Raw genomic sequence first — 24,778 nt, forward strand, 5'->3', positions numbered from 1 at the left:
GTCCCGTTACATTGATATCGTTTGTAGCACGAGACTGCGCCTTGCGCAGATGACTGCTGCACAGGTGGAGGCCTGTAGTGATAGGATCTTCCTTATCGGAAGTCTACAGCTACACTAATCCATCTCCAACACCCACCTCAACACCCACCTCAACACCCACCTCAATACCCACCTCAATACCCACCTAAACCTATACCGCCATGAACGTGACGAACCGCAGGGAAACGGCTCAATGCTAATCACATTACTGGTGCTGATAGTCAAACCGTAAATCCCAGTTCGCGGGGACTCCGGTCATGGCGTATAGGTGAGGAGAAACCTTTTTGAAGATTTTCGATCTGTCGAGAGTGAATTCCGTCAGGTTTATGATTAGATTAGCCGATAGATGGTCTGGTCAGATGAAAGGTAAAAGCAAAAAAGGACGTGATCAGCGATCGTTCAACGTGGACCTCGCCAACCAGCGCATCGAGAGGCTGTTCGAGATGGCTGCCGAAGTCTATCCCGAAAGGCCCGACCTTGCCGACCGCTACGTTGACATAGCCCGCAGGATCAGCATGCGCCACAGGGTCAGCATCCCCCGTGAGCTGAAGAGGAACGTGTGTAAAGACTGCTATGCATACCTCCGCCCCGGCTCAAACGCCCGCGTCAGGGCAGACGGCCACAACGTCGTCATCACCTGCCTCAAATGCGGTGGCGTGAGACGCTACCCTTATAAATAGCAATATCAGCCTCCCACACACCGATTTTTATCACGATAGCATGGCCTACATGCCTTACCATAATGTACTGGTTTTACCACAGAGGTTCACAGAGTACTGGTTTTACCACAGAGGCTCACAGAGATTTGGTTTACCACAGAGGCACAGAGGTGCACAGAGATTTATTTGGTATAGGGGGCGTGCCCATATCTTTCTGTTAACATATAGGTCGGTCTACGTGTGTCAGGTCTATTGAGTTGATACTACAGAAATATTTCTGCACTATCCGTCTTTAAAATAGAAAATTGCTCTGTGCGTCTCTGTGTTTCTCTGTGCCTCTGTGGTAAGCTGTTCTCTGTGCGTCTCTGTGTTTCTCTGTGCCTCTGTGGTAATTTATTCACTATGAATCGCTGTGCATCTCTCTGGTGAATAATTACTGGACAGAGTATCTCTTGCTTATAAAATGAGTGTGAGAGCCGGCGGTGTAGGCCGGCTCATATATTGTTTGTTCTGTCGTTCTGTCGTTCGGAGGGTTTCCCAACCTTTTACTTCAGTTGTGGTTTGGCTTATTTATTTAGCGGGCAACCGTTGTGGGGGCACTTGCTGCCTGGGGCATGGTTGCGCCAGTTGCGCCGGCTGCGCCGGCGGGTGCCTGGGACATGCCGGCAGTCAGGCCGCCGATGCCTGCGGGTATGCCGCCTGCTGCTGCCATGCCGGTCGGCGGGCAGATGTTGGCTGCTGCCGGAGCCGGGCCAGGGGCCGGTGCTGCTGCTGCGGGCGGGCAAGCGGGTGCTGCCGGGGCTGCACAGCCGAGGGGCACGGTGTAGACCTGCGGGATCTTAGTGCAGACGGGCACCGAAGTCTGGACGGGCACCGTCACCGGCACAGTCGTCGTGGACTGGGCGCAGGTTGTGACCGGGACATTTACCGTCTCGGGTACGACGACAGTCCTGGGCACCTGGACCGGCACGCAGGACTGCACCGGAACCGTGATGGGTACTTCCTGGGGCACGGTTGTGGTCGTGATGGTCGGAACCTGAGTCGTGACTGGGATATTGCACGCGATCGTCGCTACGCAGTCCTGAGGCTCACCGTATGAGACGGCGCCGCAGGCGCCTGCGCCGAGTCCGCCAAGTCCGTATCCGCCAAGTCCGTATCCGCCCAGTCCTGCGCCAATTCCGCATCCGCCGAGGCCGCAGCCCAGCATTGCGCTGGCGGGCGTGGCTATCAGCGCTGCCGTAAGCAGCACGATTGCCGCTGCATATATTTTGTATACCATTTTCATAACTACACTCCCTTTTCCTTCGATCACCACATCTGGTCGAGGTCTGATAAAAGTTGTCAGTTAAAAAAGATGTTCAGAGGGCTCAATTGAAGAAAATATAGCAAAATAGCCTTTACATTTGCAAAAGGGGGTGTTATAATGCTCTAAACCTCTAACAGGCTGATATTATTATTTAAATCATTGAAAATGGGCTAAAATGGCCGTCAGCCTTGATCGCAGACAACAGTGTGGGGTAATATGCTTCACCGCAGTGTCGTGTAACCCGTCGTAGCAGCGCAGTAGTGGCTCCAGTTTCTTTCCGGCCGTCAGGCCGGCGGCAAAAGTGATATTATTATTAGGCGCATTTGTGGTATGGAGTGATTTTTGTATGGGAGTCGATTTGGGCGGCCTTGTGGAGCCGAGGGAGATCGAGCTGAAAGAGCTGAATAACCGCACGGTGGCGGTCGACGCCTATAATACGCTCTACCAGTTTTTAAGCATCATCCGCCAGCAGGACGGGGCTCCGCTCGCGGATGACCGGGGTAATGTAACGTCTCACCTATCGGGCATCATCTACCGTGTGACTAACCTTGTCGAGGAGGGCATGAAGCCGGTCTTCGTGTTCGACGGGAAGCCCCCGTCGTTCAAGGCGGAGACGATCAAGGCCCGGGCGGAGGTACGGGAGGCGGCGAGGCAGATGTACGAGGCGGCGAAGGCTGCCGGAAGTGCGGAGGCCTATAAATACGCGCAGGCTTCTACCAGCATCAACCGGCAGATCGTGGACGACGCGAAAGTCCTTTTGGGCTATATGGGCATTCCCTTTATAGTGGCTCCCTCCGAGGGCGAGGCTCAGGCCGCTTACATGGTCTCCAGGGGCGCCGCGGACTACGTGGGCTCCCAGGATTACGATTCCCTCCTGTTCGGAGCGCCCCGGGTCGTCAGGAACATCGCCATCACGGGCAAGCGGAAGGTGCCCAGGAAAAATATCTACATGGATGTCAAGCCGGAGGTTATCGAGCTTCAGGAAGTGCTCGCCACTCTCGGCCTCACCCGTGAGGAACTGATCGACATGGCCATCCTCGTCGGCACGGACTATAATCCCGGCATCTTCAAGGTCGGGCCCAAGACTGCCCTTAAGCTCGTGAAAAAGCACGGTGACAATATGCCCGCAATCCTGGATGAGCTGGGCCAGACCATCGAGAACTGGGAGGCCATAAAAGAGTTCTTCCTGCACCCGACAGTGACCGACGACTATCAGGTGAAGTGGGGCAAGCCCGAGCCGGCGAAGATAAAAGAGTTCCTGTGCGAGGAGCACAGCTTCTCGGTCGACCGGGTCGACAAAGTGCTCGAAAGGCTGACTACCGCTGTATCAGAGACTACAAAGCAAAAGACCCTGTCATCGTGGTTCTGACTTGAGTCATAGCTGGATGCATATAGCTATAACAAGCTAAATGTTCTAACCACGGCGGCACGGCGACACGGCAACCGTGCGATTCACGACAGGCCAGATGATTACTTGAACCACGGCGACACGGCGACACAGCGACAACTGCGACGCCGAACAGAGTACTCCTTTTTAAGTCCACGGCGACACGGAGACAGCGCATTAACCAAAAAACCGTTTACTATAGAATCGCTTTCGCATGTACACGGCCGATAGCCAGAAAGCTTCAATGCTCTGCTGAACTCCTTCAAGTATAATACCGAGATACTGGATAACACGCTTGTCTCCATGCCGTCAGCCCGCCGTGCCGCCGTAGATCTAAAAAAGGGGCCTTGCTATTCCAGTACGGGTTGTCTCTGTGTCGCCGTGCCGCCGTGGTTTAAATAACCATCCAGCAGTCGTTTCTCGCATTGTCGCCGTGCCGCCGTGGTTCAAAGATTTGTTTTCCGGTTGTCAGGATAAAGGGCTGTGCTGCTGTGGCTCGTTATTGCCTTGGCTTTTTGATTCTCGTGTCCATCGCTCTCTGGATTCAAATTCAAAAAGCATATAACATTTCACGCCGTTAATTTCTAGTTAAGAGGTCTGATCATGAGTACTTACGAGGAACTCTCATCTAAGCTCAAGTCTATCCTGGCCCTGAAGGGCTCGCCTGTTGCTGTCAAGCTGGTACGCTCTAAGGAAGAGGTTCCGGCTGGCATTGTGGAGCTGGGCGAGAAGGTGAGGCACTGTGAGATGGTGCAAAAGGCCCGGGCGGGCGAGGTGTTTTACGCCCCGAAGGAGAAGCACGCCTGTGCCGGGGGCGCCAGTGCGCTGGGCCTTATGGAGACTCCGGCCAACATCCGGAGTGGTGATTTCTACTTCAGCCTTGGCAGGTTCAGCACGAAGAATGCGGCGAAGCGGACGGTCGATGAGGTGCCACGGCTCGACGAGCAGTATTATGCCACTGTATACGCGCCGCTGGAGAAGGCGGCTTTTCAGCCTGACGCCATCGTCATCATCGGCAATCCGAAGCAGCTCCTCCGCATTGCGCAGGCGAACATCTACGGCAGCGGCGGCAGGAATTTCATCGACTTTTCGGGCATCCAGTCCGTGTGCTCTGACGCAGTCGCCGAGCCCATCCTGACCGGGGAGATTTGCGCTTCCTTCGGGTGTAACGGCTCCCGGAAGAACGCGAAGATCGAGGATGACGAGCTTATCGCTGGCATCCCTGTGGAGAAGCTTGAGTCCACTGTTGCGGCGCTGGAAAAAGTAGCAGTCGCGAAATAAATATTAGTATTTAGGTACGGCGACCCGGGCGGGCGGTCGGGTGATCGTATCTGCCCGGGCAGCAATCCATTTTATTTCTTATTATAGGCAATCGCTGCACTGTACGTTTCTGATTACAGTCGGTGGAGATCATCGCTAATATCAGCGACCGATTTCGCTTTTTATCATTTCTAACATTTTTACAGACAAACGTATAGTATTTGCTGGTGTGCAGGATGCGTGACCTGTCTGAACTAGGTTCATTCGCTGCAGAAGCGATTAAGAACGATACGGTGTCTTTTATTGCGTGGCAGAGGGACGGGTCTATCATCACTGTTAATCCTCCGTTCTATGAGCTGACCGGGCAATCGCAGGAGCAGGTCGAGAAAGAGCTGTGGCCTGGCAAGTTTACGACGCAAGAGTCCAAAGCTCATATCCTTGCCGGGATGGATGATCAGGACCTGGGACGGGAAGCGCGTAAGCAGGAAGTTTCAATTGTCCGGGCAGATGGAACCTTACTGCCTGTGGAGCTGATCATAAACCGGTATCAACCCGCCGGGGGCCCGGTCCCCATCTACTACGCCTTCATCACGGAAATCGTCGAGCGCAAGAGGAGTATTCGAGAGCTGGCAGAAAAGGAAGAGCTCTTCAGGGCTCTTTCAGAAACTGCCCTGGCTGCCGTTTTGCTGGTCCAGAACAACAGGGTAATTTATGCCAACCCGGAAGCGATGGAGATGGTCGGGTATAGCTCTGATGATCTTAAGAATATTTATTACTGGGACCTGATCCACCCGGATTTCAAAGACGAGATCATAAAATATGGGGATTTGCTACTGCATGGTAAAAGCCTCCCTGCCAGGTTCGAGATCAAGTTCGTCCGGAAGGACGGGGAAGAGCGGTGGTGTGATGTCAGCGTGGGGCCTGTTGTCTATAAGGGGAAAATGTCTGGCGTGATCACGGCCCTGGATATCACGGAACGTAAGAAGTCCGATCTGGCGCTGAAGGAGAGCGAGGAGAAGTTCCGGGTGCTGTCGGAGCTGTCGCCCATGGCGATCTTCATGTATCAGGGCACAAAGCTCATCTATGCTAACCTGACTGCGACGATGTTTACAGGTTACAGCCGCGAGGAAATTGTCCAGAAGGATTTCTGGGAGATGGTGCACCCTAAGTATAAGGATATGGTCAGGCAGTACGGCCTGGCGAGGCAGAGGGGAGAGCCGGTCCCGGCAGAGTATGAGATTGAGTACATCACCAAAGACGGGGAGCTACGGTGGGCTCAGTTTACGGCCGGCCAAATCGAGTACCTGGGCAAGCCTGCAGGTATTGTGACAGCTATAGATACGACGGAGCGAAAGCATTATGAGATCGCTCTGGCCGACGCTAAAGCTCAGGCAGAGCTGTACGTGGATCTGATGGGCCACGATATCAACAACATGAACCAGGCTTCGCTGGGGTTTCTGGAAATGGCCACAGACAAGCTTCTTGCGACAGGGTATTTGTCCGAGGAGGATTTGCAGTTGATCACTAATGCGGTCGATTCGCTGAAAAGCAGCTCCAGCCTGATCGACAGCGTTCGCAAGCTCCAGAAAGAAAAGCGCGGAGGCCTCGCGCCAGTTGTGATCGATGTAACCCGGATACTCGGAGATGTCAAAAGCCAGTTTTCGGCTGTGCCAGGGCGTAATATAAACATCAACTATTCGGCTCAATCCCACTGTAAAGTTCGGGCTAACGAGCTAGTCAGAGACGTATTCGTTAATCTCGTGGGTAATGCGATCAAGCATTCCAGCGGTGATCTAACGATCAATATTTTCGTGAAATCTGTAGCTGAGCAGGGGCAATTGTTCTGCCGGATCGATATAGATGATACCGGACCTGGCATTTCGGACGAGCGGAAGCAGGCTATCTTTCAACGCTCGGTCAGGGATCAGTCGAAGCTGACGGGGAAAGGCCTCGGGCTATACCTGGTGAGGACCCTCGTCGACGACTATAAGGGCAGGATATGGGTGGAGGACAGGGTGCCGGGCGATTATTCGAAGGGTGCCAGGTTCGTGGTGCTGTTGCCTGCAGTGGCGGATAGTGCGACGAATAATTAAGGGTATCGTAGAGCTGGAGAGCCGTATCTCGTTTTGCTATGGAATCCTGTCAAAGATCCGCCTTTTTAATCTTTCGGCTGGAAGAGTTGTGACATATATAATTTTCAAAAGTAGCTCTTGATGAAGCCTATAATTTCGTTGTATAATGTTATATGGTCTTCGCTGTCGTAAGGCATGTCACGCGGGTCCACTTCCAGCGTGATAGGGCCTTTATACTTATATTCTCTGAGCCTGGACAGGAACATGCCCAGCGGCAATAAACCGAAGCCGGGGAAAATGTGTCCTCGCGATGCCTGGCCGCCATAGTCGCTGAAGTGGACGTTTTTTATTCTGGGGATCAGCATGTCGCAGGATAACAGGATGTCCATGCCTGAAGCTGCGCAGTCGGAGACGTCGAAGTTGACAGAGAGGTCGTGCTCGTATACGAAGTCTCTTAGTCCTTTTATATTAAAGATCGGCTTACTCAACACGGCGGTTTTATACGTATTCTCTATAGCTATTTTTTGTTTACCCAGCTTCTCGACGTATCTGCGGACCTGTTCGGAGAAAATTTTTCTCAATGGCCAGCTGAGCACTGATGCGCTGGGCGTTTTGAATACAACGATTTCCGGGTCGACTTCTTCTATTACCTCATAGTCTGAAGTATTATCTAATAGGTAATAGCTAAGCGGATCCTGCGCTATGACACTCTTTATGGGCAGGCCGTGCTCGAGAGCAAGAAGGTTCATGCGTTCAGGGTCTGAACCCATGGCACGTGATTCAATTTCAACGCCATCGAAGCCTGACCGCTCGGCTATGTCGAAGGCTCTGATATAGTCCTTGAACCTTCCTCCGGGCCGCAGCTGTAAGAGTACTTCGGGCATATGGCGTGGGTACGCCTGACGAAAATATAGTATATTTGGCAGAAAAATCTACATATTGTAGTATTTTTCCGTGATTTTTAGGTTGACGTCACCTTTCATTACGTATACTTTGGATGAAACGTCGTGGTGCAGGATCTCCCGCTCTACAAAGTAGTTGTTGTCCCTCAGAGCGTCGCCGATGGGAGTTTTCTCTTCCCTCATGATGTCGATGAATTTCGGAGGATTATTTGCTATGTCTATGTCTACGGTAGAGTGTACTATGATCTTGTTGCCGATGATGAACTCTGAGATGCGGTAGATGTGGCCGTCTTTCTCTTCCTGACCGATCACTTTGAACTCTACGTTGGCGTAGTTGTCGTTGAGGTAGCGGGTCGTAGAGATGGTGGAGTTGAGTAAAACGTTGTACCACGGCATGACGTTATCCTCTGAAAAATTGTCAGGCGAATAAATAGAATTGAACATCTCATTACGAGATGTTCAACGTGTTATATAACTTTTTTGGGTTTCAGGCCTTCACGTACAGAGTGCCTTTTCCGGCCTCTGCGCGGTCACCGGTGTATACCTTGAACGGCATCTTCTTGCCGTCGAGTTCTACTTCTTCCGTTGATTTGAGGGCGAAGCCTGGCATCATGGTGCCGATCTTGCCGAGGACGTAGATGGTGCCGCGGGTCATCTGGGCGCCGACTCTGCTTTCGGCGTTGCCGTGGATGATGATCTTTCCGCCGGGCTCTTTTGCGCCGACAGCTCTGCCGGCGTGGATGCCGGCGTTGATGGTGACGTTGCCGTGCACCGTTATAGTGCCGCCGATCATGTATTCGCCTATGTCGCAGCCTGCGTTGCCTTTGACCAGGATGTTGCCGCCTTTCATGCCTCTCCAGTCGCCACGGTATGCTGCGCCCAGGTAGTTGCCGGCGTTGCCCTCGATGACGAGGTCGCCGCCTTCCATCTGGATGCCTGCGAAGGCGTCGGCGTTGCCTTTGACGAGGATGCTGCCGCCCTTCATCCAGGCGCCGCAGTACATGTCTACGTCGCCCTTGCAAAGGATGGCGCCGGCGGTCATCTTCGAGCCGATGTACTTGACTCTGGGAACGCTGCCGTTGATGACGATTGCCTGCTCTTCGGCTGTAGCGGCAGTGGTGCCGCTGATGTCGAAGAACTTGCCGAGGCGGTGGGTGGTGTTACCCTCCCACACCTGCATGTCAGCGATCTCTTCCAGAGTCTTGCCCGCGAAGTTGTCCGGGGTGATACATTCAGCTTCGAGCACGAGGTACTTTTCCCCGTTTGGCGTTAAGGTAACTTTTTCCATGATTAGTTGCCTCCTGCCAGCGGCCCTGCCTTAATTACCTGCTGATGCGGGGCATAGACGTCCTGCACCGGGTAGTTGTTCAGGGTGACCGAGTAGTACTTCAGGAACTTTTCCACGATATCGTTCATGACTTCCTTGTTGTTAAAGCCGTCTGCATCGGACCAGATAGTGTACTTCGGAGCGTCTACAGACACGACTTCGCCATCCTTGACGACGATATCGCCGCCCTTGATGGTGTAAGCCGCTCCTTCGAGAGCCTTGACGAGTACTTCCGGCTGCTGGCCGATGTCGGTGGTCTTCGGGTCCAGATCGTAGATGGAGACGTCGCCGTCTGCGCCTATGCCGAGGTGGCCCTTGTTCCTGGACATGCCGAGCGCCTTTGCGGGGCCTGCCCTGGTCATCTGGGCGAGCTCGTAGAGGCTCAGTTCCCTGTCGATGTCCTTGATCTGAGTTCTCTCTGCAACCCACTTGTGGAGAGTTGCGAGCTTGGCGTCCCTGGCCTTCTTGCTCATGAGCCAGCTTGCGACGACCGGGTACCTGGTGAACGGACCTGCGTTCGGGTGGTCAGTAGTCAGGAAGCACTTCATCGGATCCTTGACAAGCAGACCGAGCTCTAAACCGGTTGCCCACTGGATACCGAAGACGTGGTTCCTGGAGTCGTAGATAAACGGCACTACGCCGGAGCCGGTTTCCAGCTCTACATCTACGTTTGCCCACTTCAGGTGGTTGGTAGAGTGCAGGGTGAACTCGAACGGGCCGTCTGCTGTCATCGTCGTGGTCTCGTCTAAGGTAACGAAGCCTACGTCGATGGTCAGGTGGTCGTGGTTATTCACGTAATTGGCGATCTCGTCAGCCTTGGATACGAAGTCCTTCCACGCAGTTCCGCCGTAGGAGTTGAACTGGGCGTGGGTGAAGTGGACGTTCTGGTTTCTGCCCGACTTCTTGTTGGTCCTGATGTTCTCGGTCAGGGCCAGGGTCTTGAGCGTGGTGGTGTAGTTGCCAGGGTGTCCGAGGTTGTTGCCGTGCAGGTGAATCGAGTGCGGCAGACCAAGCCTTTCGTTGGTCTCGCACAGGCCCGTGATGATGTCCTTCGGCGTGACGTCGAAGTACGGTACGGGGTCGTCGATGTCCGTGCAGTTCTTACCCCAGCCCCAGGCTTCCGTTCCGCCGGGGTTGACGATCTTAATGGCGCTGCCCTTAGTTGCCTTAAGGATCCACGCGACGTATGCGTCCAGGTTTTCCTTCTGGCCTTTTTTGATGTATTCCATCACGAGCCAGTTGTTGCCCAGCAGTGTGAAGGCTGACTGGTCCAGGATCGGGGTGTCGTGCATTTCCTCGTGGGTGTGCCTTGCCAGAAGGGGCGGCATGGCCGCCTCGTTGACGAAGGTGTAGCCGAGCTTGGCGTACCTGTACGCGGTGACGAAGGTGCTCGGGACGGAGAAGCCTCCGCCTGCCCTTAGCAAGTCTGTGCGGTGCTCCATGGTGTCGTGGAGCTTGTCCTCGGGCCTGTACATACGGCCCACGTTGACCTTGGGGCCTGCTACGTGGGTGTGGATGTCGACACCGCCGGGCATCACTACTTTGCCCTTAGCATCGATGACCTTCGCCTTAGTGGACAGCTTGGAGGGCTCAACGATCTTGCCGTTCTGGATAGCGATGTCCTTAACATCGCCCTTGACGCCATTTAACGGGTCGTATACATACCCGTTCTTGATGAGTACCTCATTTTGAACTTTCAGTGGCTTTGCAGACATGATCTATACCTCTCACTGTCCTTTCTTCTCTGCCTTGATCTCCTTCACTCTCGCCAGGATTCTCTCCAGGATTTCCTTGTCGGAGAGGATGCCTTCCGGAGCGTCACAGACCTTTCTGCAGCGGATGGGCACGTTGTCCATACGGTAAGCGTTGCCTTCTTCCTCGACACCTACGATAGTCGACGGTATGACGATCTTGCTGATGCCGGTCGTCGGGGTCTCGTGCGGGTCGATGCAGATGGTCGGGATCTGGGCGTAATACTTCATGGACGATACCGGGAAGTGTGCGCCAGGATCGGATGCGATCACTAAGGCTGCGTCACATTCCTGCCTCTGCAATATGTCATTCGCCGCGGTCTCGCCCGGGTTGTACCTGGGGTAGCCTCTGGAGAAGTCCATGCTGAACGGGAAGCCGCTCTGCCAGCTCATGACCTGGCCGCTGCCGGTCACGTTGTAGTGGCCTCTCATAGCGACGAGGGTGAACTTAGTGTACTTATTCATGTCGGCCACGAAAGAAATCGCAATGTCGATGTTCCTGTGCTTGCCGATGGACTGGGTAACACCCATTCCGAAGAACAAGACGCCGAACTTCCTGGACTTGCACAGATCTCCCAGTGCCTTGATGTCCTCTTTCTTGACGCCGCCTACCACGTCGGGGATGTCCTCGCCACGGATGACAGTCCTGAGGGCGTCTAGAAGCTCGTAGTCCTTGCCCTGTTCGACCTGGACGTGAATGTCCGCCTGCTTCGCGGTGTCAGTCGGCCTCGGATCTACGACGACCATAGTCCTGTCCTTGAAGCCTCTCTCTGTGAAGAAGCCTCTCGGATAGGTCGTGTACCTGCTCATGTGCCTCGGGTGGGCGTGTACGGGGTTGCAGCCCCAGTAGATGATGAGGTCTGCTCTGTTCTTGACTTCACCGAGAGTGCAGCACGGAGCGCCTACAGTCTGGATGGCCATCACGGAGGGGCCGTGGCAGACGGACGCGGTGTTGTCGGTGACTGCGCCGCATACTTCTGCAAGTTCGTTGCCGACTGCCTGCGCCTCACACGAGGTAGAGGACCAGCCGTACATTAACGGTCTGCGGGCGTTTGCCAGGATCTGGGCTGCCCTCTCGATTGCGTAATCGTAGGATACGGGGGCGAACTCTGCGGAGTTATCCTCCCTCTCCATGGGGGCGAGGATCCTGTGGCCTGCCTGAGCAGACTTGAACTTCTCATTGCCAATCACACATGCGTTAAGCGTGTCGACGATCCGGTTGCCGTCCATAATCACCTTGATATCGTCGCACAACGTGCCGCAGAAGGGGCAAACAACATCCGTGACTACCTTGAGGTTCTTCATCTCAGTAGTAGCCTGAGTCTTAGATTCCATCATGTTTAGGCCTCCTGCTTGAGGTTTAAGGTGGTCTTCTGGAGCAGCTTTATGCCGTTCTCGACTGTCTCGCCGGGCGCTGGCTCGATCGTGACCTTGACTCCCTTGAAGCTGGGCATCCCGGTCGAGTACATTTCTGTACTGATGACCTGGTTAGCCCACGGCCCCATGGGAATAAAGGCCAGCCCAGGGTGCGGGCCCTGGGTTGCCTTGACCGCCCTGACGATTACAGTACCGTAAGCGGATGTTACCTTTACGGTCTGGCCCGGGAACACGTGAAGCTTCTTCATGTCAGCGACATCAAGCTCACATATTCCACAGGCCTTAATGTAACCGTCGTCATGCTTGTGGCCTTCGATTGCCACACCCTGCCAGACGGTCCGGCCTGATATAAGATTTACTTCTATCGAGTTAGTCATCTTCGGGTCTCCTTACGCCCGTGTTACTGTTTCTGTAACGGGGCTGCTTCGACTTTCTTGCCAGCGCTTATCTTCGAGAGTTCAGCGAGGTCATCGTCTGCTGCTGCAGCACCGTGGGCTGCGGCGGCGACCTTCTTCTGGACAGGGCTGGGGCCGAGCTTCTTGATGTCGGCGACCATGTTCTTGACGACCTCTGCCCACAGGGCACCTTCGGATGCCGAGACGAAGGTCATCTTGAGCCTCTTGCCGTCCAGGCCCATCTCTTCCAGGACCTTCCTGGTGAGGGCTACACGGCGCCTCGCCTTGTAGTTACCAGCTATGTAGTGGCAGTCGCCGATGTGGCAGCCGGACACGAGAACCGCGTCCGCGCCCAGGGAGAATGCCTCCATGATGAAAGCCGGGTCGACACGTCCGGTACACATGATACGTACTACACGGACGTTGGGGGGATACTGGGCTCTGGATACACCTGCGAGGTCAGCGCCTGCGTAGGTACACCAGTTGCACAGGATACCGAGGATTTTTGGTTCAAATTCGTCAGCCATTTTAGACACCGCCTGCAGGAGTGAATAATGCAGCTATCTGCGCTCTGATCTGGGGGTTGGTGAAGTGCTGCATCCTGATTGCCTTTGCCGGGCAGGCGCCACCGCAGGTGCCGCAGCCCTTACACATAGCGTCGTTCAGGTTAGCCTTCCTCTTGCCATCTTCGATATCGACCATGGTGATAGCCTTGTACGGGCAGAGTCCTACGCATACGCCGCAGCCGGAGCAGAGTGCATCGTCGACTTTGCCTGCGATCGGCTCGAGCATGACTTTACCCTGGTTGATGGGTACTGCCGCTGCTGCAGCTGCACCAGCTGCCTGGGCTACTGTGTCGGGGATGTCTTTCGGTCCCTGGCAGCAGCCTGCGAGGAAGATACCGTCGGTCGAGGTCGAGAACGGGTTCAGCTTGGGGTGAGCCTCGAGCAGGAACTGGTCTGAGCTCCTCGAGATGATGAGCTTGTTCCTGAGCTCCTCGGTCGACTTCTTGGGTACGATGGCGGAGGCGAGGACTACCATTTCGAGCTCTATGTTGATCGGGGTGCCGAGCAGAGTGTCTTCTGCCTGGACCAGCAGGTTCTTGTTCGGGAGCTCCTGGATCTTGGCGACCCTGCCCCTGATGAACTTGGCGCCCTCGTCAGAGATTCTGTAGTAGAACTCTTCGTATGCCTTACCGAAGGACCTGATGTCCATGTAGAACAGGTAAGGCGTCACACCGGGCATCTTTTCCATGATCTGGTGGGCGTGCTTGAGCGAGTACATACAGCAAACTCTGGAGCAGTACTGCTGGGCGTCCTTGTCTCTCGATCCGGCGCAGAGCACGAAGCCTACGTTGTGGGGCTTCTGGCCGTCGCTGGGCCTGATCAGCTTGCCGCCAGTCGGGCCTGCAGCGTTGATGAGTCTCTCGAAGTGGATGCCGGTGATGACGTTGTCGTAGACGCCGTAGCCCCACTCCTCTTTCTTCTCAATCTCATAGAGATCGAAGCCGGTTGCCACGATGATGGAGCCGACCTTGATCTCGACGAACTCATCCTTCATGTCGAGGTTGATTGCCTTCTTGTCGCCGCACTTCTTCACGCACAGCTCGCACTTGACGCAAGAATCGAAGTCGACGGTGTACTTGAGGGGCACTACCTGCGGGTGGCAGATGTAGATTGCCTTCCTCGGGCCGAGGCCGATATCGAACTCGTTAGGCCTGCTTACCGGGCAGACAGTTGCGCAGTCGCCGCAGCCGTTGCAGGCATCCTCGATGACGCCTCTTGCCTTCTTCTTGACGGTGACGTTGAAGTTGCCGATGTAACCGTCTACGTTGGCGACCTCGGCGTAGGTCAGCAGCCTGATGTTGGGGTGCCTGCCGACTTCTGCCATCTTCGGGGACAGGATACACTGGGAGCAGTCGAGGGTCGGGAAGGTCTTGTCCAGCTTGGACATGTAGCCGCCGATGGTCGGCTCCTTCTCAACTACGTAGGTGACGATGCCCGAGTCTGCGAGCTTCATGGCTGCTTCGATACCGCCGACGCCTGCGCCGATGACCATTGCGGTCTTTTCGCAGGGTACGGACTTCTGCTCGAGCGGCTCGAGGAGCCTTGCCTTAGCGATAGCCATGCGGACGATGTCCTTGGCCTTCTCGGTTGCTCTCTCGGGCTCTTTCATGTGGATCCACGAGGACTGCTCACGGATGTTCGCCATCTCAAAGACGAACGGGTTTAAGCCTGCCAGCTCGGTTGCCTTCCTGAAGGTCGGCTCGTGCAGACGCGGGGTGCATGCTGCAACGACGATTGCGTCGAGCTGGTGCTCCTTGACTGCAGTCTTGATCTTTTCCTGACCGGGGGTCGAGCACATGTACGGGTAATCGTCAGCGATGACAACGCCCGGAAGGGTCTTCGCGTATTCGGCGATAGCCTTCACGTTGACGGTGCCGGCGATGTTGGTACCGCAGTGACAGATGAAGACTCCTACTCTGTTTTCTTTACCGTTTGCCATATCTTATCCCCTCACACAATCCTGTCGAGTAACTTGTCAACCTTGATCTGGTGCGCGCTCAGGCCGAGTTCCTCGGGACTCATGCCCTGGGCGAGGCCTAAGAGCTGCGAGAAGTGCAGCACAGGGATGTTGTACCTGTCGCCGAACTTTTCGGCAATCTCGACCTGGCCGAGGTCGAATTGCAGGTGGCAGAACGGGCAGACATCTACGATGACGTCGACGCCGACTTCCTGCATGTTCCTCAGCTTCTCGTTGGTCATGTCCAGCGCGTAGTCCTTCTTGTAGCCACGGACACCGCCACCGGCACCGCAGCACATCATCTTCTCCCTGTAGTCCACCGAGGTGGCGCCGAGTGCCTCGACCATCTCATCGAGGAAGGTGGGCCTTTCCGTGGAGAACGCGGGGCTTCCGAATCTTCTTTCCCTGGCGGGCTTGAGCATGTGGCAGCCGTAGTGGACGCCGACCTTGATGCCGTTCAGGGGCGTGACAACCGAGTCCTTGATCTTCTTGATCCCTACATCCTTGTAGAGCTGCTCTGCTAAGTGGCGTACCTCTATGGTGCCCTTGAATTCCATGTCCGCAAGCTTCAGCAGCTCGTTGACCTTGGCCTTCTCAGCAGGGTTCTCCTTGAGCTTCTCGTTCACGTCGTACAGGGACTTGTAGCACCCGTTGCATACGACGGTGCAGTCGAGGCCCATCTGTTCAGACAGGCAGATGTTTCTTGCTGCGAGGGCTTCCCAGGTGAGGACGTCCATGCTGCCGAACGCGCCGGGGGCGGGGCAGCAGGATGCGCCGACGAGGTCAGCGAACTCCAGGCCCAGATTCTTAGCGGTCTTCAAGGTTGCAGCCTCGATGCCGGGGTAACGGTTCGGAGCGATACAGCCTAAGTATAAGGATGTCTTGTTAGATGCTGAGTGACTCATTTCTTAGCCTCCAGTTGAGCCTTGATAGCCATGAGACCGGTAGCCTCCATGATCTTCATGATGCCCGGGATGTACTCGGGGTGCGTGGCTGTCGTCGGCGGCTCTGCCGTCAGGCCGAGCTTAACTCTCAGAGCCCTGTTAGCGTCATTGTTCGGCACAGCATGGCCGGTCTGCGAGATGAACGTCATGTTCTGCACGAAATTCTTCGGTACCAGCAATTCCCTGGTGGCCATATTCCTCAGCGCGATGATAACATCAGTGGGCTTGACATGCCTGGGACACCTGTCAGTGCAGGTGTAGCAGGTCGAGCAGTACCAGATGGAATCATCCCGGAGGAGCTGATCCTTCATACCAAGGGCAACCATCCTCATGATCTTCCTGGTCCTGAGGGCGTTCCTTCTGCCCTGGGGGCAGCTGCCGGTGCAGGTACCGCACTGGTAGCAGACGCCGATGTTCTCTCCGCCCTGTTTCTCTACCTCGTGGGTGAAGTTGATTAAACCCTTGTTGAGGTTTATTACCTGTGATTCTAATGCAGCCATTTTTAGGCCTCCTTGATCTTCGGGGTCTTCTCTGCGAAGAGCTTGGCCTCGATCTTGTTGTACAGGTTGGTCTTCTCGCCGGTGACGTTGATCTTGTTCCTCTTCATGGTGATCGTGCTGTCAGCCGGGCAGGCGTTGATGCAGGCGCCGCAGTAGATGCAGAAGTCCTTGTTGTAGGCGAGCTTGCCGGGCTTGTGGCCTGCTTCCTCGACTACGGGCAGGTACAGTGCGTTGCACGGGCAGACGTCTACGCAGGTAGAGCAGCCGGCCGGGCAGTTGGCGGTGTTAATGGTGAGTTCGCCTTCGAAGACCTTCTCAACCTTCGCCGCATCCTTCGGGCAGATGACCTGACACCACGTACAGGTGACGCACTCGTTAGTGTCGATGGCGACCTTGCCGCTGAGCTTGGGCTCTTCGATGATCTTGCGCTCGATGGAGATTGCATCCTCGGGGCAGATCTCTACGCAGACTTTGCAGGCGTCGCACTTCTTCTCGTCGAACTTGACCTCGCCGATCCTCTTTACTGTCAGTGGAGTCGGCTCTTTGTATTCGATCTTGAATGCGTCGCAGGCCTCTGCGCAGATGCCGCACTTGGTGCACTTCGCATCGTCGAGCTTGTAGTCGATCGCGTACTTCATGGTCGAAGCAGCCTTGTGGCCCTGGTCAACCTTGGCGACGTCTCTCCTGATGGCGTCCCTCGGGCAGACCTCTTCGCACAGCACACAGCGAGAGCACTTCTCATCGTCGATCTTCGCTTTCTTCTCAAGCACCGGGAAGCCCTGCTGCTCCAGAATGGGGAGTTTCTCTACGCCGTCTACGGACAGCTTGATGGCGTTGAACGGGCAAAGGATGTTGCATACACCGCAGAAAGAGCACTTCTTCGGGTCGACATCGACCTTGGATACCTTAGCCTTGCCACGGCTTACTGCGCCGATCGGGCCCTCGGTAATTGCCTCTTCCGGACAGGCGTCAATACAGACTCCGCAACCGGTACACCGATCCAGGTCCACAGCCAGATTTAACTTCTGGGTCAGCAGCCTCTGTTCGATTACCTGCTTATTGTTCTCTGTTTTCTTCGAATAACTGGGAAACAAGGTTATTTCCTCCTCCTATACAATCTCACTCCGTTGTAAGCGTGATCGCTCTCTGAGGGCAGACTTCAAGGCAAATGCCGCAACCATTGCAGACTTCCTCATCGACAACCACTGCCTTACCGTTCAAAACATTGTAAGTCTTCTTTTTGGTTACCGGGTTGGCAACCGTCAACTCCAACGCATTGACCGGGCAGGCGACAACGCAATTATTGCAACCAGTACAGGTCCTGTTCTGGATATCTAATGATATTGTCGTCACGTTAGCACCAGCCATTAGGTTTTAATAAGTTGGTTGATTTTGTATGACTACACAATCTATTTATAGCTTACGAAGTCGTTTTTCAACCAACGCGGCCATTTTTATATTATTTTTTATTGGTGGCTTAAAGCTTTTATATTTGTTTTTCATTGCGTATTATTCACCATATTAAATCCTTTTCTATCCTGAATGATCAATTTCCGCTATCATCCTCCCTTCTCTCTCACTACGCTATTCGGCCGATAAATAAAAACAACACCGGTTATCCTGCTTGCTTACCACATGGGTTTGCTTACCATGTTTAAGGACTATATTTAGTATTATTGTGATATAAACTTTTTCCCATATCTCATATAATATATCATTGTTTGCCTATAATTTATTTGTCAAAATCGCAATGATACTATAATATATAGCATATTCTCTATTTAAACTTATATTGTATCACGAGACATATTATATTCTCATGCAGTCGTAATACTCTGCCTGACATAGAAACTTACAAGAATACCTGCATCCTATTGCGCAGGATATATTTCGCCATATCGACAGCTTCGTGGTGAGGTAGTGATTGCCCTGACAGGGGTAGATACATAATATATAGGAACAATCGCAGCTTAAAAATGTTGCCTGTAAAAAAACCAGTTTCTCATGGGTCACAATCCCTTGCACTGCAGGCATTAGTGGCAGGGTGAAAATTTTTTCAGTTATAACTAAAGTGTTATATACCCCATTGCCGCAAAAAGACTGTAGCTAATATCGGGTGACTATGGAATATAATATTCCGGCGAAGCCCGAAACGGAGTTGAACGTATGTCGAAAGTAAAAGTAGCAGAGACCTGGATTGGCGCCTGCGCCGGCTGTGAAATCTCGGTGCTGGACACTCACGAGGCTCTCTTACCTATCCTTGACAAGATCGAGTTTGTCTACATCCCGGTCCTTATGGACACCAAGCACATCCCGAAGGCGACCGTGGGCATCGTATCTGGCTGTGTCAGGAACTCTGACAACCTCCACGAGTTACTCGAGATGAGGAAGAACGTGGACATCCTGGTAGCTCTCGGCAGCTGCGCCTGCTTCGGCGGCACGCCCGGTATGGCTAACCTCTACACCCCCGAGCAGCTGCTCGAAGAGGTCTACGTCACCACCAAGAGCACCAAGAACGAGATCCAGAGGCACCCGTACATGGACGGCCTCCCGACCCTGCTTCCGGACGCAAAGCCCCTCAGCGACTACGTCAAGGTAGACGCAATGATCCCGGGCTGCGGACCGAGGCCGGCAATGATCGCCCAGGCTATCCTCAGCCTGCTGGGCGCTGCCGAGTACAAGCTCAGCACTAAGTCCGTCTGCGACGAGTGCGCCCGTGAGAAGTCCGAGAGGAACCTCAAGAAGATCCTCAGGCCCTTCGAAGGCACCATCGACGAGAAGAAGTGCCTGTTCGAGCAGGGATACCTGTGCAGCGGTTCTGCCACCAGGGCAGGCTGCGGCGCAATGTGCCCGTCCTCCGGCGTAGCATGCCGCGGCTGCTTCGGCCCGTGCGAGAACTCTCCCGAGCAGGGCTCTGCCATGATCAGCGCAGTCTCCTCCTGCTACGGCCTCGACGACGACCCGAACACCGACCTGGACAAGTTCGTGGCTGAAGTCTACGACCCCATCGGCAACTTCTACAAGTACACCATGCCCTCCTCGTTCCTGACCAAGAAGGCAGTCGAGAAGACGGCAAAGAAATAAGGTGATTATCATGGTTAAACAGATTAAAGTCTCACCAGTAACCAGAATCGAGGGCCACGCTCAGATTACCATCGACGTCGATGACAACAACAAGGCCACCGACGCAAGGCTCAACATCATGGAGATCAGGGGTTTCGAGAAGTTCCTGCAGGGCAGGGCTGTCGAAGAGGCCCCCAGGATCGTCACCCAGATCTGCGGTATCTGCCCTGTGTCCCACCACCTGGCAGCAGCCAAGGCAGTAGACGAGTGCTTCGGCGTAGAGGCACCCCAGACTGCAAACATGCTCCGTGAGCTCATGCAGTACGGTCAGTACATCCACTCCCACTCGCTCCATTTCTACTTCCTGGGCGCACCGGACTTCGTGTTCACCCCGGACGGCAACCCGACCCAGAGGAACGTCTTCGGCATCGTGGGCGCCAACCCCGCTCTCGCCACCGAGGCAGTCATGTTCAGGAAGATCGGCCAGCAGATCGTCGAGGCCACCGCGGGCAGGTCCATCAACCCCGTGACCTACATCCCCGGCGGTATCAGCAAGGGCTTAACCCAGGCTGACGTCGACAGGCTGCTGCCCATGGCCAAGCAGGCTGTCACCTACGCGCAGAACGCCCTTGCACTGGCAAAGCCCATCTTCAACCAGTACATCGACGCGATCAAGCTCCTCGGCGAAGCCGAGTCCATGCACATGGGCTTAGTCAAGAACGGCAACCTCGAGCTCTACGACGGTATGCTCAGGCTCCAGGGCAAGGATGGCAGCATCATCAAGGAATTCAAGCCCCAGGACTACCTGCAGTACATCAGCGAATACGTGTACCCGCACTCCTACATGAAGGCCCCCTACTGGAAGGAAATGGGCTGGGAGAACGGCATGTACCGTGTCTCGCCGCTGTCCAGGATCAACGTCTGCGACCAGATCGACACCCCGCTCGCCAATGCCGAGCTGCAGGAGTTCCGCAAGGCCTTCGGCAGGCCGGCCCAGATGACCCTGCTGTACCACTACGCCAGGCTCATCGAGCTGCTCTACGCCTCCGAGAAGGCAGTCGAGCTGCTGAGCAACAAGGCTATCACCGGCAAGGAACTGCGCGTACCTGTAAAGGCAAGGGCAGCCACTGGTGTAGGCGTGATCGAGGCTCCGAGAGGCACCCTCATCCACGACTACGACACCGACGAGAAGGGCATGATCACCAAGGCCAACATCATCGTCGCCACTGCGCACAACAACAAGGCCATCAACCTCGGCCTGAAGAACACCGCCCAGAAGATCATCAACAGCCCCACCCCTGAAGAGGGCATCCTCAACAGGATGGAAATGGTCATCAGGGCCTACGACCCGTGCTTCTCTTGCGCTACCCACAGCGTAGCCGGCAAGATGCCGCTCGAGGTCACCTTCAACTACGCCAGCGGCGAGAAGAAGGTCATCCGCAGGTAAATTTAAAGAATAAGGGAGGAACTAACCAGTTCCTCTTACCTACTTTTTTGCATATTCATTACACATCGCACAGAGTGGCTGCCACTATAGAGACGCAGAGGCTCACATAGTAGTTGTTTTACCACAGAGGCACAGAGACGCACAGAGGTTCACAGAGTACTGGTTACCACAGAGGCACAGAGATCCACAGAGACTCACAGAGGCTTACTTAATAATCAGAGAGCGCGTCTGTATCTTTCTTTTAACTTATGGATCGGCATACGTGCGTCAAGTCTATAGAGTGATATTACCGAAAAACTTCGACTCTCTCCATCATCAAAATAGAAAATTACTCTGGCATCTCTGTGTTTCTCTGTGCCTCTGTGGTTAACCGTTTCTCTGTGAACCTCTGTGGTAAATAGTTGAGGCTCTGGTCATAGGTTAACTTGAAGCCCCGGCTTTTCCATGCTTTTTCTCCGCGAAAAACATCCCGAAGATGATGAGCGCCGCCCCGGCCAGCGTATAGGCTGTCATCGCTTCGCCCAGCACTATGGCCGCCAGCAGGACGCCGGAGAGGGGCATGATGTAGATGAAGACAGCGATCGTGGATGCCGGGAGCTTCTCCAGCCCGTAGTTGTACACGAGGAAAGCGATTAATGAGCAGCAGATAGCGAGGAAGCCCATCGATAGCCAGGTCAGCCCGGTAAAAGCGGTTACCGGCGTATGCGGGGATAAGAAGTACAGTGGTATGAGTTCCAGGGTGCCGAAGATGAAGACGTAGTTCAGCACTGTCAGAGCGGAGTACTTTTCATTAGCCCGCTTGCCCAGCACGGTGTAGATTGCCCATGCCAGCGTGCCCATGAGTGCAATGCCGTCGCCCAGGATGTTAGGGGACAGGCTGAAGTTGCCGTTGGTCACGATCAGGGCAAGCCCGGCGAATGCTACGAATGCCCCTATCAGCTTGTTGTTGGTCAGCTTCTCGCCCATCAGCCAGGCGGATAGGAAGATGATGAAGAAGGTCGACAGGTTGAATATCAGAGTAAAGTTAGTCGCCGTGGTGTAGTCAAGCGACAGCACCTGCAGGAAGAATGATAGTGTTACCCCGATCGTGGCGAGGGCGGCGAAGTACGGTATGTCTTTCAGCTCTACGTTAAAGGCTTTTCTGCCCTTCCAGAGCAGCGTGGCGCCGATCAGCAGGGGCGTGGCAATGGCGAACCTCAGGGCCAGGATCTCCATGGTGCCGAGCTGAAGGTAGGCTTCCTTGATCGCCACGCCTGACGCGCCCCAGAAGGCGTTGATCACGACCAGCCCGGCGAGGAGCCACAGCCAGCTCTTGCCTGTTTTGCCCGCACCATTTTCCACGTCCATCCGTATTTGCCCCGACTTAATGTAGATGAGGCTTGTAGGTGGCGGTCATGTGATAAAAAGGTTATGTTGGCATCGATCAGATAACGCTTATCTACCATGCCGTCGATATCGTTTTAAATTAACACCTTATGGAGGATATGTATGAATAAGAGGGTATTACTAGTTCTGGGCGTACTGGCCATTCTCGTGGCCTCCACCGCCCTGAGCGGATGTTTAGGTGGTAACCAGACCACTCCGACTACACCGGGTACCGCGACGCCGACAACCCCGGCTACCAGCACGGGCGGGAAAAACCCGCTGGCCTCGGTCACCACTTCCGGGGACACGATCACTATCACCGGCACCAAGACCAGTATGAGTGACGATCAGTACAGCGAGACCTTCAACCTCGAGGAAGGCACGTACATCTACACCTGGACTAACAAGGGTGGCTACGAAGACTGGTTTACCGCCGCTCTCGAATCGCCTGAGGGAGACAGCTACGGCATGGTTTCACTTATGGACCCCAGCGGCTCATCTTACTTAGTCGTTGAAGCGGAAGGGTACTTCGCAAAGCCTGGCCCGGCAAGGCTGAACGTGGCAAATGGCGGAACCTACACTGTCACATATACGAAGCCGACTACCGGTGAAAATGTACCTCTGACCGTCACCGGCGGACCCGGGGAGCAGGTCGCTAAGGCAGTATCGCTGAACCCCGGCCCGGTGACCATCAGCGTCAAGCACCACGGCTTCGACAGCAGTGAGCAGGGCACCACGATGGTAGGCCTGCACAAGGTAGACACCGGTAAAAGCGTCAGGCTCGATGGTCCCTGGATCGTCAGCGAAACCGGAGATGCGACCGGCGAGATCGAAGAAGCCGGCCTGTACGTCTTCAGCGTGTCCTTCAGGGCACACACCAACGGCGAAGCGACCATCAGCCAGTAAACTAAGTTTGTCTGCAGGCATCTAGTATGCCTGCAACCTCTCCTTTTTTTGCGATGGCTGTAAAAAGCCTTACAAGATCGATTGCCTATGTTCATATTCCGGGGCTACTGGCGAACATAAATCATCCATGCTCTATCCGGACGATAGTACCTCGTACGACCACTAATTTTTAATAATTTGTAATTAAGTACTAGTTGTGCTTGAAGTCTCCATAGCCTTGCTGCTCCTGTCGGTCCTCGCGGGCATCTGCATAGGCATGATCGCAGGGCTCCTGCCCGGGGTTCACGTCAACAACACTTCCGCTATCCTTCTCGGCCTCAGCCCCGGCATGCTGGCAGCCGGTATCGAGCCGCTGTACATTGCGATCACCATAGTCTCGAGCACTATCTCGCAAAGTTTTCTTGACATCATTCCCGCCGTATTCCTCGGCGCCCCGGACGAGTCCACGGTGCTCGCAGTCATGCCCGGCCACAGGCTGCTGCTGGACGGCCTGGGCGAGGAGGCAGTGAGGCTTTCGGCCATAGGCAGCGGGCTGGCGATCGTGATCTCCCTGCTGCTGATCGTCCCCCTGTCCATGGGCTTCAAGACAGCGCTGCCGGTGTTGCAGGCTAACATGTCCTTGATACTGATAGCTATAGCCGCTTTCGTGATCCTGACCAACTATCAGGGAAGCCGTTACCTCTCTGTCAGCAGCAGGATCAGAAAAGTCTGCTGGGCGCTCCTCATCTTCCTCACTGCGGGAGCCCTGGGAATCGCCTCCTTTCAGGCTGAATACCTCCTTTCGCCAGTCCTTTCTCTCGGCATGCCCTCGGTGCTGCTGCCGCTTCTCTCAGGCCTGTTCGGAATGCCTCCGCTGTTATTGAGCCTCAACATACAGTCTGTGCTACCGGCTCAGCGGCGGAGCAAGATCACTATGTCTGCCGGCGATATCCTTCGCGCTTCAGGAGCAGGGACAGTCGCAGGGGCCCTCGTATCATGGTTCCCCGCGGTCAGCGCTGGCGTGGCCACTTCCATCGTGAGCCTGTTCTCTACTAAGGAGGGGGACACTGACCGGAAGTACCTGGTATCAGTATCCTGCGTGAACACCTCTAACGACATCTTTTCACTTGTTGCGCTTTACGTGATCATGCGCCCCCGCAGCGGTGCAGTGGCCGCCGCTCAGGAGGTGCTCGGAGGCTCCATCGGCTACGAGGCTTTCGTGATATTCCTGTTCGCCATCTGCATCGCGGGAGTAATCGCTTATCTGCTGACGCTGGTTGCCGGCTCCTGCGCTGCCAGGATCTTTAGCGCGCTGGACTACCGGCTCCTCAACTGGGGCGTGATGGTATTTCTAGCCATCATGTGCATCGTGATGACCGGCATTCCAGGGCTCGCCATCTTTCTAATCGCTGCTGCGGTGGGGCTGTCCGCCCACCTGGTCAACGTGCGGAAGACCTGCCTGATGGGAGTGCTAATGGTGCCCTGCATCCTCTATTTCCTCTGAGGCGGGACCATAGGCTATCCCATGGGTTATCATACCCTGCATAGGGACATGATCGACTTGTTTCGATAATAA

General features: G+C 54.8%; 22 protein-coding genes. 8 read left to right on the top strand and 14 right to left on the bottom strand.

Going from position 1 to position 24,778, the window contains the following annotated elements; genetic code table 11:
- The first annotated feature begins 398 nt into the window (after positions 1–398).
- Positions 399–719 carry a ribonuclease P protein component 4 gene (locus RCI_RS10900; RefSeq protein WP_012036492.1) on the top strand — a complete coding sequence of 107 codons (321 nt, stop codon included), beginning with the start codon at positions 399–401 and terminating at the stop codon, positions 717–719.
- A 553-nt stretch (positions 720–1,272) separates the two neighbouring features.
- Here RCI_RS10900 and RCI_RS10905 read toward each other — a convergent pair.
- On the bottom strand, positions 1,273–1,983 hold the full coding sequence (locus RCI_RS10905) for a hypothetical protein (protein ID WP_052309959.1): 711 nt from the start codon (positions 1,981–1,983) through the stop codon (positions 1,273–1,275).
- A 367-nt stretch (positions 1,984–2,350) separates the two neighbouring features.
- On the opposite strand from RCI_RS10905, the gene fen reads away from it, so the two are divergent.
- From fen to RCI_RS10920, 3 genes are all read left to right on the top strand, one after another.
- On the top strand, positions 2,351–3,373 hold the full coding sequence (fen, locus tag RCI_RS10910; RefSeq protein ID WP_012036494.1) for a flap endonuclease-1: 1,023 nt from the start codon (positions 2,351–2,353) through the stop codon (positions 3,371–3,373).
- Between the two features lie 621 nt (positions 3,374–3,994).
- A complete protein-coding gene (locus tag RCI_RS10915; RefSeq protein WP_012036495.1) occupies positions 3,995–4,672 on the top strand; it encodes a DUF169 domain-containing protein in 678 nt (225 codons plus the stop codon).
- A gap of 215 nt (positions 4,673–4,887) precedes the next feature.
- The gene (locus RCI_RS10920; RefSeq protein WP_148266602.1) at positions 4,888–6,744 is read left to right on the top strand and encodes a PAS domain-containing sensor histidine kinase; all 1,857 of its coding nucleotides are present in this window, start codon (positions 4,888–4,890) and stop codon (positions 6,742–6,744) included.
- A 104-nt stretch (positions 6,745–6,848) separates the two neighbouring features.
- Here the strand turns inward: RCI_RS10920 and RCI_RS10925 are convergent, their stop codons facing one another.
- The 12 genes from RCI_RS10925 to RCI_RS16360 are packed head-to-tail and all read right to left on the bottom strand — an operon-like array spanning position 6,849 to position 17,810.
- Positions 6,849–7,607 carry a sugar phosphate isomerase/epimerase family protein gene (locus RCI_RS10925; RefSeq protein ID WP_012036497.1) on the bottom strand — a complete coding sequence of 253 codons (759 nt, stop codon included), beginning with the start codon at positions 7,605–7,607 and terminating at the stop codon, positions 6,849–6,851.
- A 48-nt stretch (positions 7,608–7,655) separates the two neighbouring features.
- Positions 7,656–8,069 carry a hypothetical protein gene (locus RCI_RS10930; RefSeq protein WP_012036498.1) on the bottom strand — a complete coding sequence of 138 codons (414 nt, stop codon included), beginning with the start codon at positions 8,067–8,069 and terminating at the stop codon, positions 7,656–7,658.
- Positions 8,070–8,112: 43 nt separating this feature from the next.
- Positions 8,113–8,913, bottom strand: a complete 801-nt coding sequence (locus tag RCI_RS10935; RefSeq protein WP_012036499.1) for a formylmethanofuran dehydrogenase subunit C — start codon at positions 8,911–8,913, stop codon at positions 8,113–8,115.
- 2 nt (positions 8,914–8,915) lie between these two features.
- Positions 8,916–10,667 (bottom strand): tungsten-dependent formylmethanofuran dehydrogenase subunit FwdA, encoded by a 1,752-nt coding sequence (fwdA, locus tag RCI_RS10940; protein ID WP_012036500.1) that lies wholly within the window; start codon positions 10,665–10,667, stop codon positions 8,916–8,918.
- 12 nt (positions 10,668–10,679) lie between these two features.
- Positions 10,680–12,041: a formylmethanofuran dehydrogenase subunit B gene (locus tag RCI_RS10945; protein ID WP_048198492.1), complete on the bottom strand. Its 1,362-nt coding sequence runs from the start codon at positions 12,039–12,041 to the stop codon at positions 10,680–10,682.
- Between the two features lie 2 nt (positions 12,042–12,043).
- The gene (locus RCI_RS10950) at positions 12,044–12,457 is read right to left on the bottom strand and encodes a molybdopterin dinucleotide binding domain-containing protein (RefSeq protein WP_012036502.1); all 414 of its coding nucleotides are present in this window, start codon (positions 12,455–12,457) and stop codon (positions 12,044–12,046) included.
- A 23-nt stretch (positions 12,458–12,480) separates the two neighbouring features.
- Positions 12,481–13,002: a hydrogenase iron-sulfur subunit gene (locus tag RCI_RS10955; RefSeq protein WP_012036503.1), complete on the bottom strand. Its 522-nt coding sequence runs from the start codon at positions 13,000–13,002 to the stop codon at positions 12,481–12,483.
- A 1-nt stretch (position 13,003) separates the two neighbouring features.
- Positions 13,004–14,980 (bottom strand): CoB--CoM heterodisulfide reductase iron-sulfur subunit A family protein, encoded by a 1,977-nt coding sequence (locus RCI_RS10960; RefSeq protein WP_012036504.1) that lies wholly within the window; start codon positions 14,978–14,980, stop codon positions 13,004–13,006.
- Between the two features lie 11 nt (positions 14,981–14,991).
- Positions 14,992–15,903 (bottom strand): CoB--CoM heterodisulfide reductase subunit B, encoded by a 912-nt coding sequence (gene hdrB / locus RCI_RS10965; protein ID WP_012036505.1) that lies wholly within the window; start codon positions 15,901–15,903, stop codon positions 14,992–14,994.
- Positions 15,900–16,442, bottom strand: a complete 543-nt coding sequence (gene hdrC, locus RCI_RS10970) for a CoB--CoM heterodisulfide reductase subunit C (RefSeq protein WP_012034600.1) — start codon at positions 16,440–16,442, stop codon at positions 15,900–15,902. Before hdrC ends, hdrB begins: the two co-directional genes overlap by 4 nt.
- A gap of 2 nt (positions 16,443–16,444) precedes the next feature.
- Positions 16,445–17,536: a 4Fe-4S binding protein gene (locus RCI_RS10975; RefSeq protein WP_012034601.1), complete on the bottom strand. Its 1,092-nt coding sequence runs from the start codon at positions 17,534–17,536 to the stop codon at positions 16,445–16,447.
- A gap of 25 nt (positions 17,537–17,561) precedes the next feature.
- A complete protein-coding gene (locus tag RCI_RS16360; RefSeq protein ID WP_012036506.1) occupies positions 17,562–17,810 on the bottom strand; it encodes a 4Fe-4S binding protein in 249 nt (82 codons plus the stop codon).
- A 798-nt stretch (positions 17,811–18,608) separates the two neighbouring features.
- On the opposite strand from RCI_RS16360, the gene RCI_RS10980 reads away from it, so the two are divergent.
- Entirely contained in the window at positions 18,609–19,526 is a 918-nt protein-coding gene (locus RCI_RS10980; protein ID WP_012036508.1) for an NADH-quinone oxidoreductase subunit B family protein, read from the top strand.
- 10 nt (positions 19,527–19,536) lie between these two features.
- The gene (locus RCI_RS10985) at positions 19,537–20,952 is read left to right on the top strand and encodes a Ni/Fe hydrogenase subunit alpha (protein ID WP_012036509.1); all 1,416 of its coding nucleotides are present in this window, start codon (positions 19,537–19,539) and stop codon (positions 20,950–20,952) included.
- A 420-nt stretch (positions 20,953–21,372) separates the two neighbouring features.
- On the opposite strand, the gene RCI_RS10990 is transcribed toward RCI_RS10985, so the two are convergent.
- A complete protein-coding gene (locus tag RCI_RS10990; protein WP_012036510.1) occupies positions 21,373–22,299 on the bottom strand; it encodes a DMT family transporter in 927 nt (308 codons plus the stop codon).
- Positions 22,300–22,440: 141 nt separating this feature from the next.
- On the opposite strand from RCI_RS10990, the gene RCI_RS10995 reads away from it, so the two are divergent.
- Both RCI_RS10995 and RCI_RS11000 read left to right on the top strand, forming a co-directional pair.
- The gene (locus RCI_RS10995; protein WP_012036511.1) at positions 22,441–23,223 is read left to right on the top strand and encodes a hypothetical protein; all 783 of its coding nucleotides are present in this window, start codon (positions 22,441–22,443) and stop codon (positions 23,221–23,223) included.
- Positions 23,224–23,419: 196 nt separating this feature from the next.
- Positions 23,420–24,706 (top strand): tripartite tricarboxylate transporter permease, encoded by a 1,287-nt coding sequence (locus tag RCI_RS11000; protein ID WP_012036512.1) that lies wholly within the window; start codon positions 23,420–23,422, stop codon positions 24,704–24,706.
- The last annotated feature ends 72 nt before the right edge of the window (positions 24,707–24,778 follow it).

Origin of the sequence: Methanocella arvoryzae MRE50 (assembly GCF_000063445.1) — an archaeon.
Taxonomy (GTDB): domain Archaea; phylum Halobacteriota; class Methanocellia; order Methanocellales; family Methanocellaceae; genus Methanocella_A; species Methanocella_A arvoryzae.

Coding starts and splice junctions, on each gene's coding strand:
- RCI_RS10900 (WP_012036492.1), top strand. CDS start 399: ATGAAAGGTAAAAGCAAAAAAGGACGTGATCAGCGATCGTTCAACGTG.
- RCI_RS10905 (WP_052309959.1), bottom strand. CDS start 1,983: ATGAAAATGGTATACAAAATATATGCAGCGGCAATCGTGCTGCTTACG.
- fen (WP_012036494.1), top strand. CDS start 2,351: ATGGGAGTCGATTTGGGCGGCCTTGTGGAGCCGAGGGAGATCGAGCTG.
- RCI_RS10915 (WP_012036495.1), top strand. CDS start 3,995: ATGAGTACTTACGAGGAACTCTCATCTAAGCTCAAGTCTATCCTGGCC.
- RCI_RS10920 (WP_148266602.1), top strand. CDS start 4,888: ATGCGTGACCTGTCTGAACTAGGTTCATTCGCTGCAGAAGCGATTAAG.
- RCI_RS10925 (WP_012036497.1), bottom strand. CDS start 7,607: ATGCCCGAAGTACTCTTACAGCTGCGGCCCGGAGGAAGGTTCAAGGAC.
- RCI_RS10930 (WP_012036498.1), bottom strand. CDS start 8,069: ATGTTCAATTCTATTTATTCGCCTGACAATTTTTCAGAGGATAACGTC.
- RCI_RS10935 (WP_012036499.1), bottom strand. CDS start 8,913: ATGGAAAAAGTTACCTTAACGCCAAACGGGGAAAAGTACCTCGTGCTC.
- fwdA (WP_012036500.1), bottom strand. CDS start 10,667: ATGTCTGCAAAGCCACTGAAAGTTCAAAATGAGGTACTCATCAAGAAC.
- RCI_RS10945 (WP_048198492.1), bottom strand. CDS start 12,041: ATGATGGAATCTAAGACTCAGGCTACTACTGAGATGAAGAACCTCAAG.
- RCI_RS10950 (WP_012036502.1), bottom strand. CDS start 12,457: ATGACTAACTCGATAGAAGTAAATCTTATATCAGGCCGGACCGTCTGG.
- RCI_RS10955 (WP_012036503.1), bottom strand. CDS start 13,002: ATGGCTGACGAATTTGAACCAAAAATCCTCGGTATCCTGTGCAACTGG.
- RCI_RS10960 (WP_012036504.1), bottom strand. CDS start 14,980: ATGGCAAACGGTAAAGAAAACAGAGTAGGAGTCTTCATCTGTCACTGC.
- hdrB (WP_012036505.1), bottom strand. CDS start 15,903: ATGAGTCACTCAGCATCTAACAAGACATCCTTATACTTAGGCTGTATC.
- hdrC (WP_012034600.1), bottom strand. CDS start 16,442: ATGGCTGCATTAGAATCACAGGTAATAAACCTCAACAAGGGTTTAATC.
- RCI_RS16360 (WP_012036506.1), bottom strand. CDS start 17,810: ATGGCTGGTGCTAACGTGACGACAATATCATTAGATATCCAGAACAGG.
- RCI_RS10980 (WP_012036508.1), top strand. CDS start 18,609: ATGTCGAAAGTAAAAGTAGCAGAGACCTGGATTGGCGCCTGCGCCGGC.
- RCI_RS10985 (WP_012036509.1), top strand. CDS start 19,537: ATGGTTAAACAGATTAAAGTCTCACCAGTAACCAGAATCGAGGGCCAC.
- RCI_RS10990 (WP_012036510.1), bottom strand. CDS start 22,299: ATGGACGTGGAAAATGGTGCGGGCAAAACAGGCAAGAGCTGGCTGTGG.
- RCI_RS10995 (WP_012036511.1), top strand. CDS start 22,441: ATGAATAAGAGGGTATTACTAGTTCTGGGCGTACTGGCCATTCTCGTG.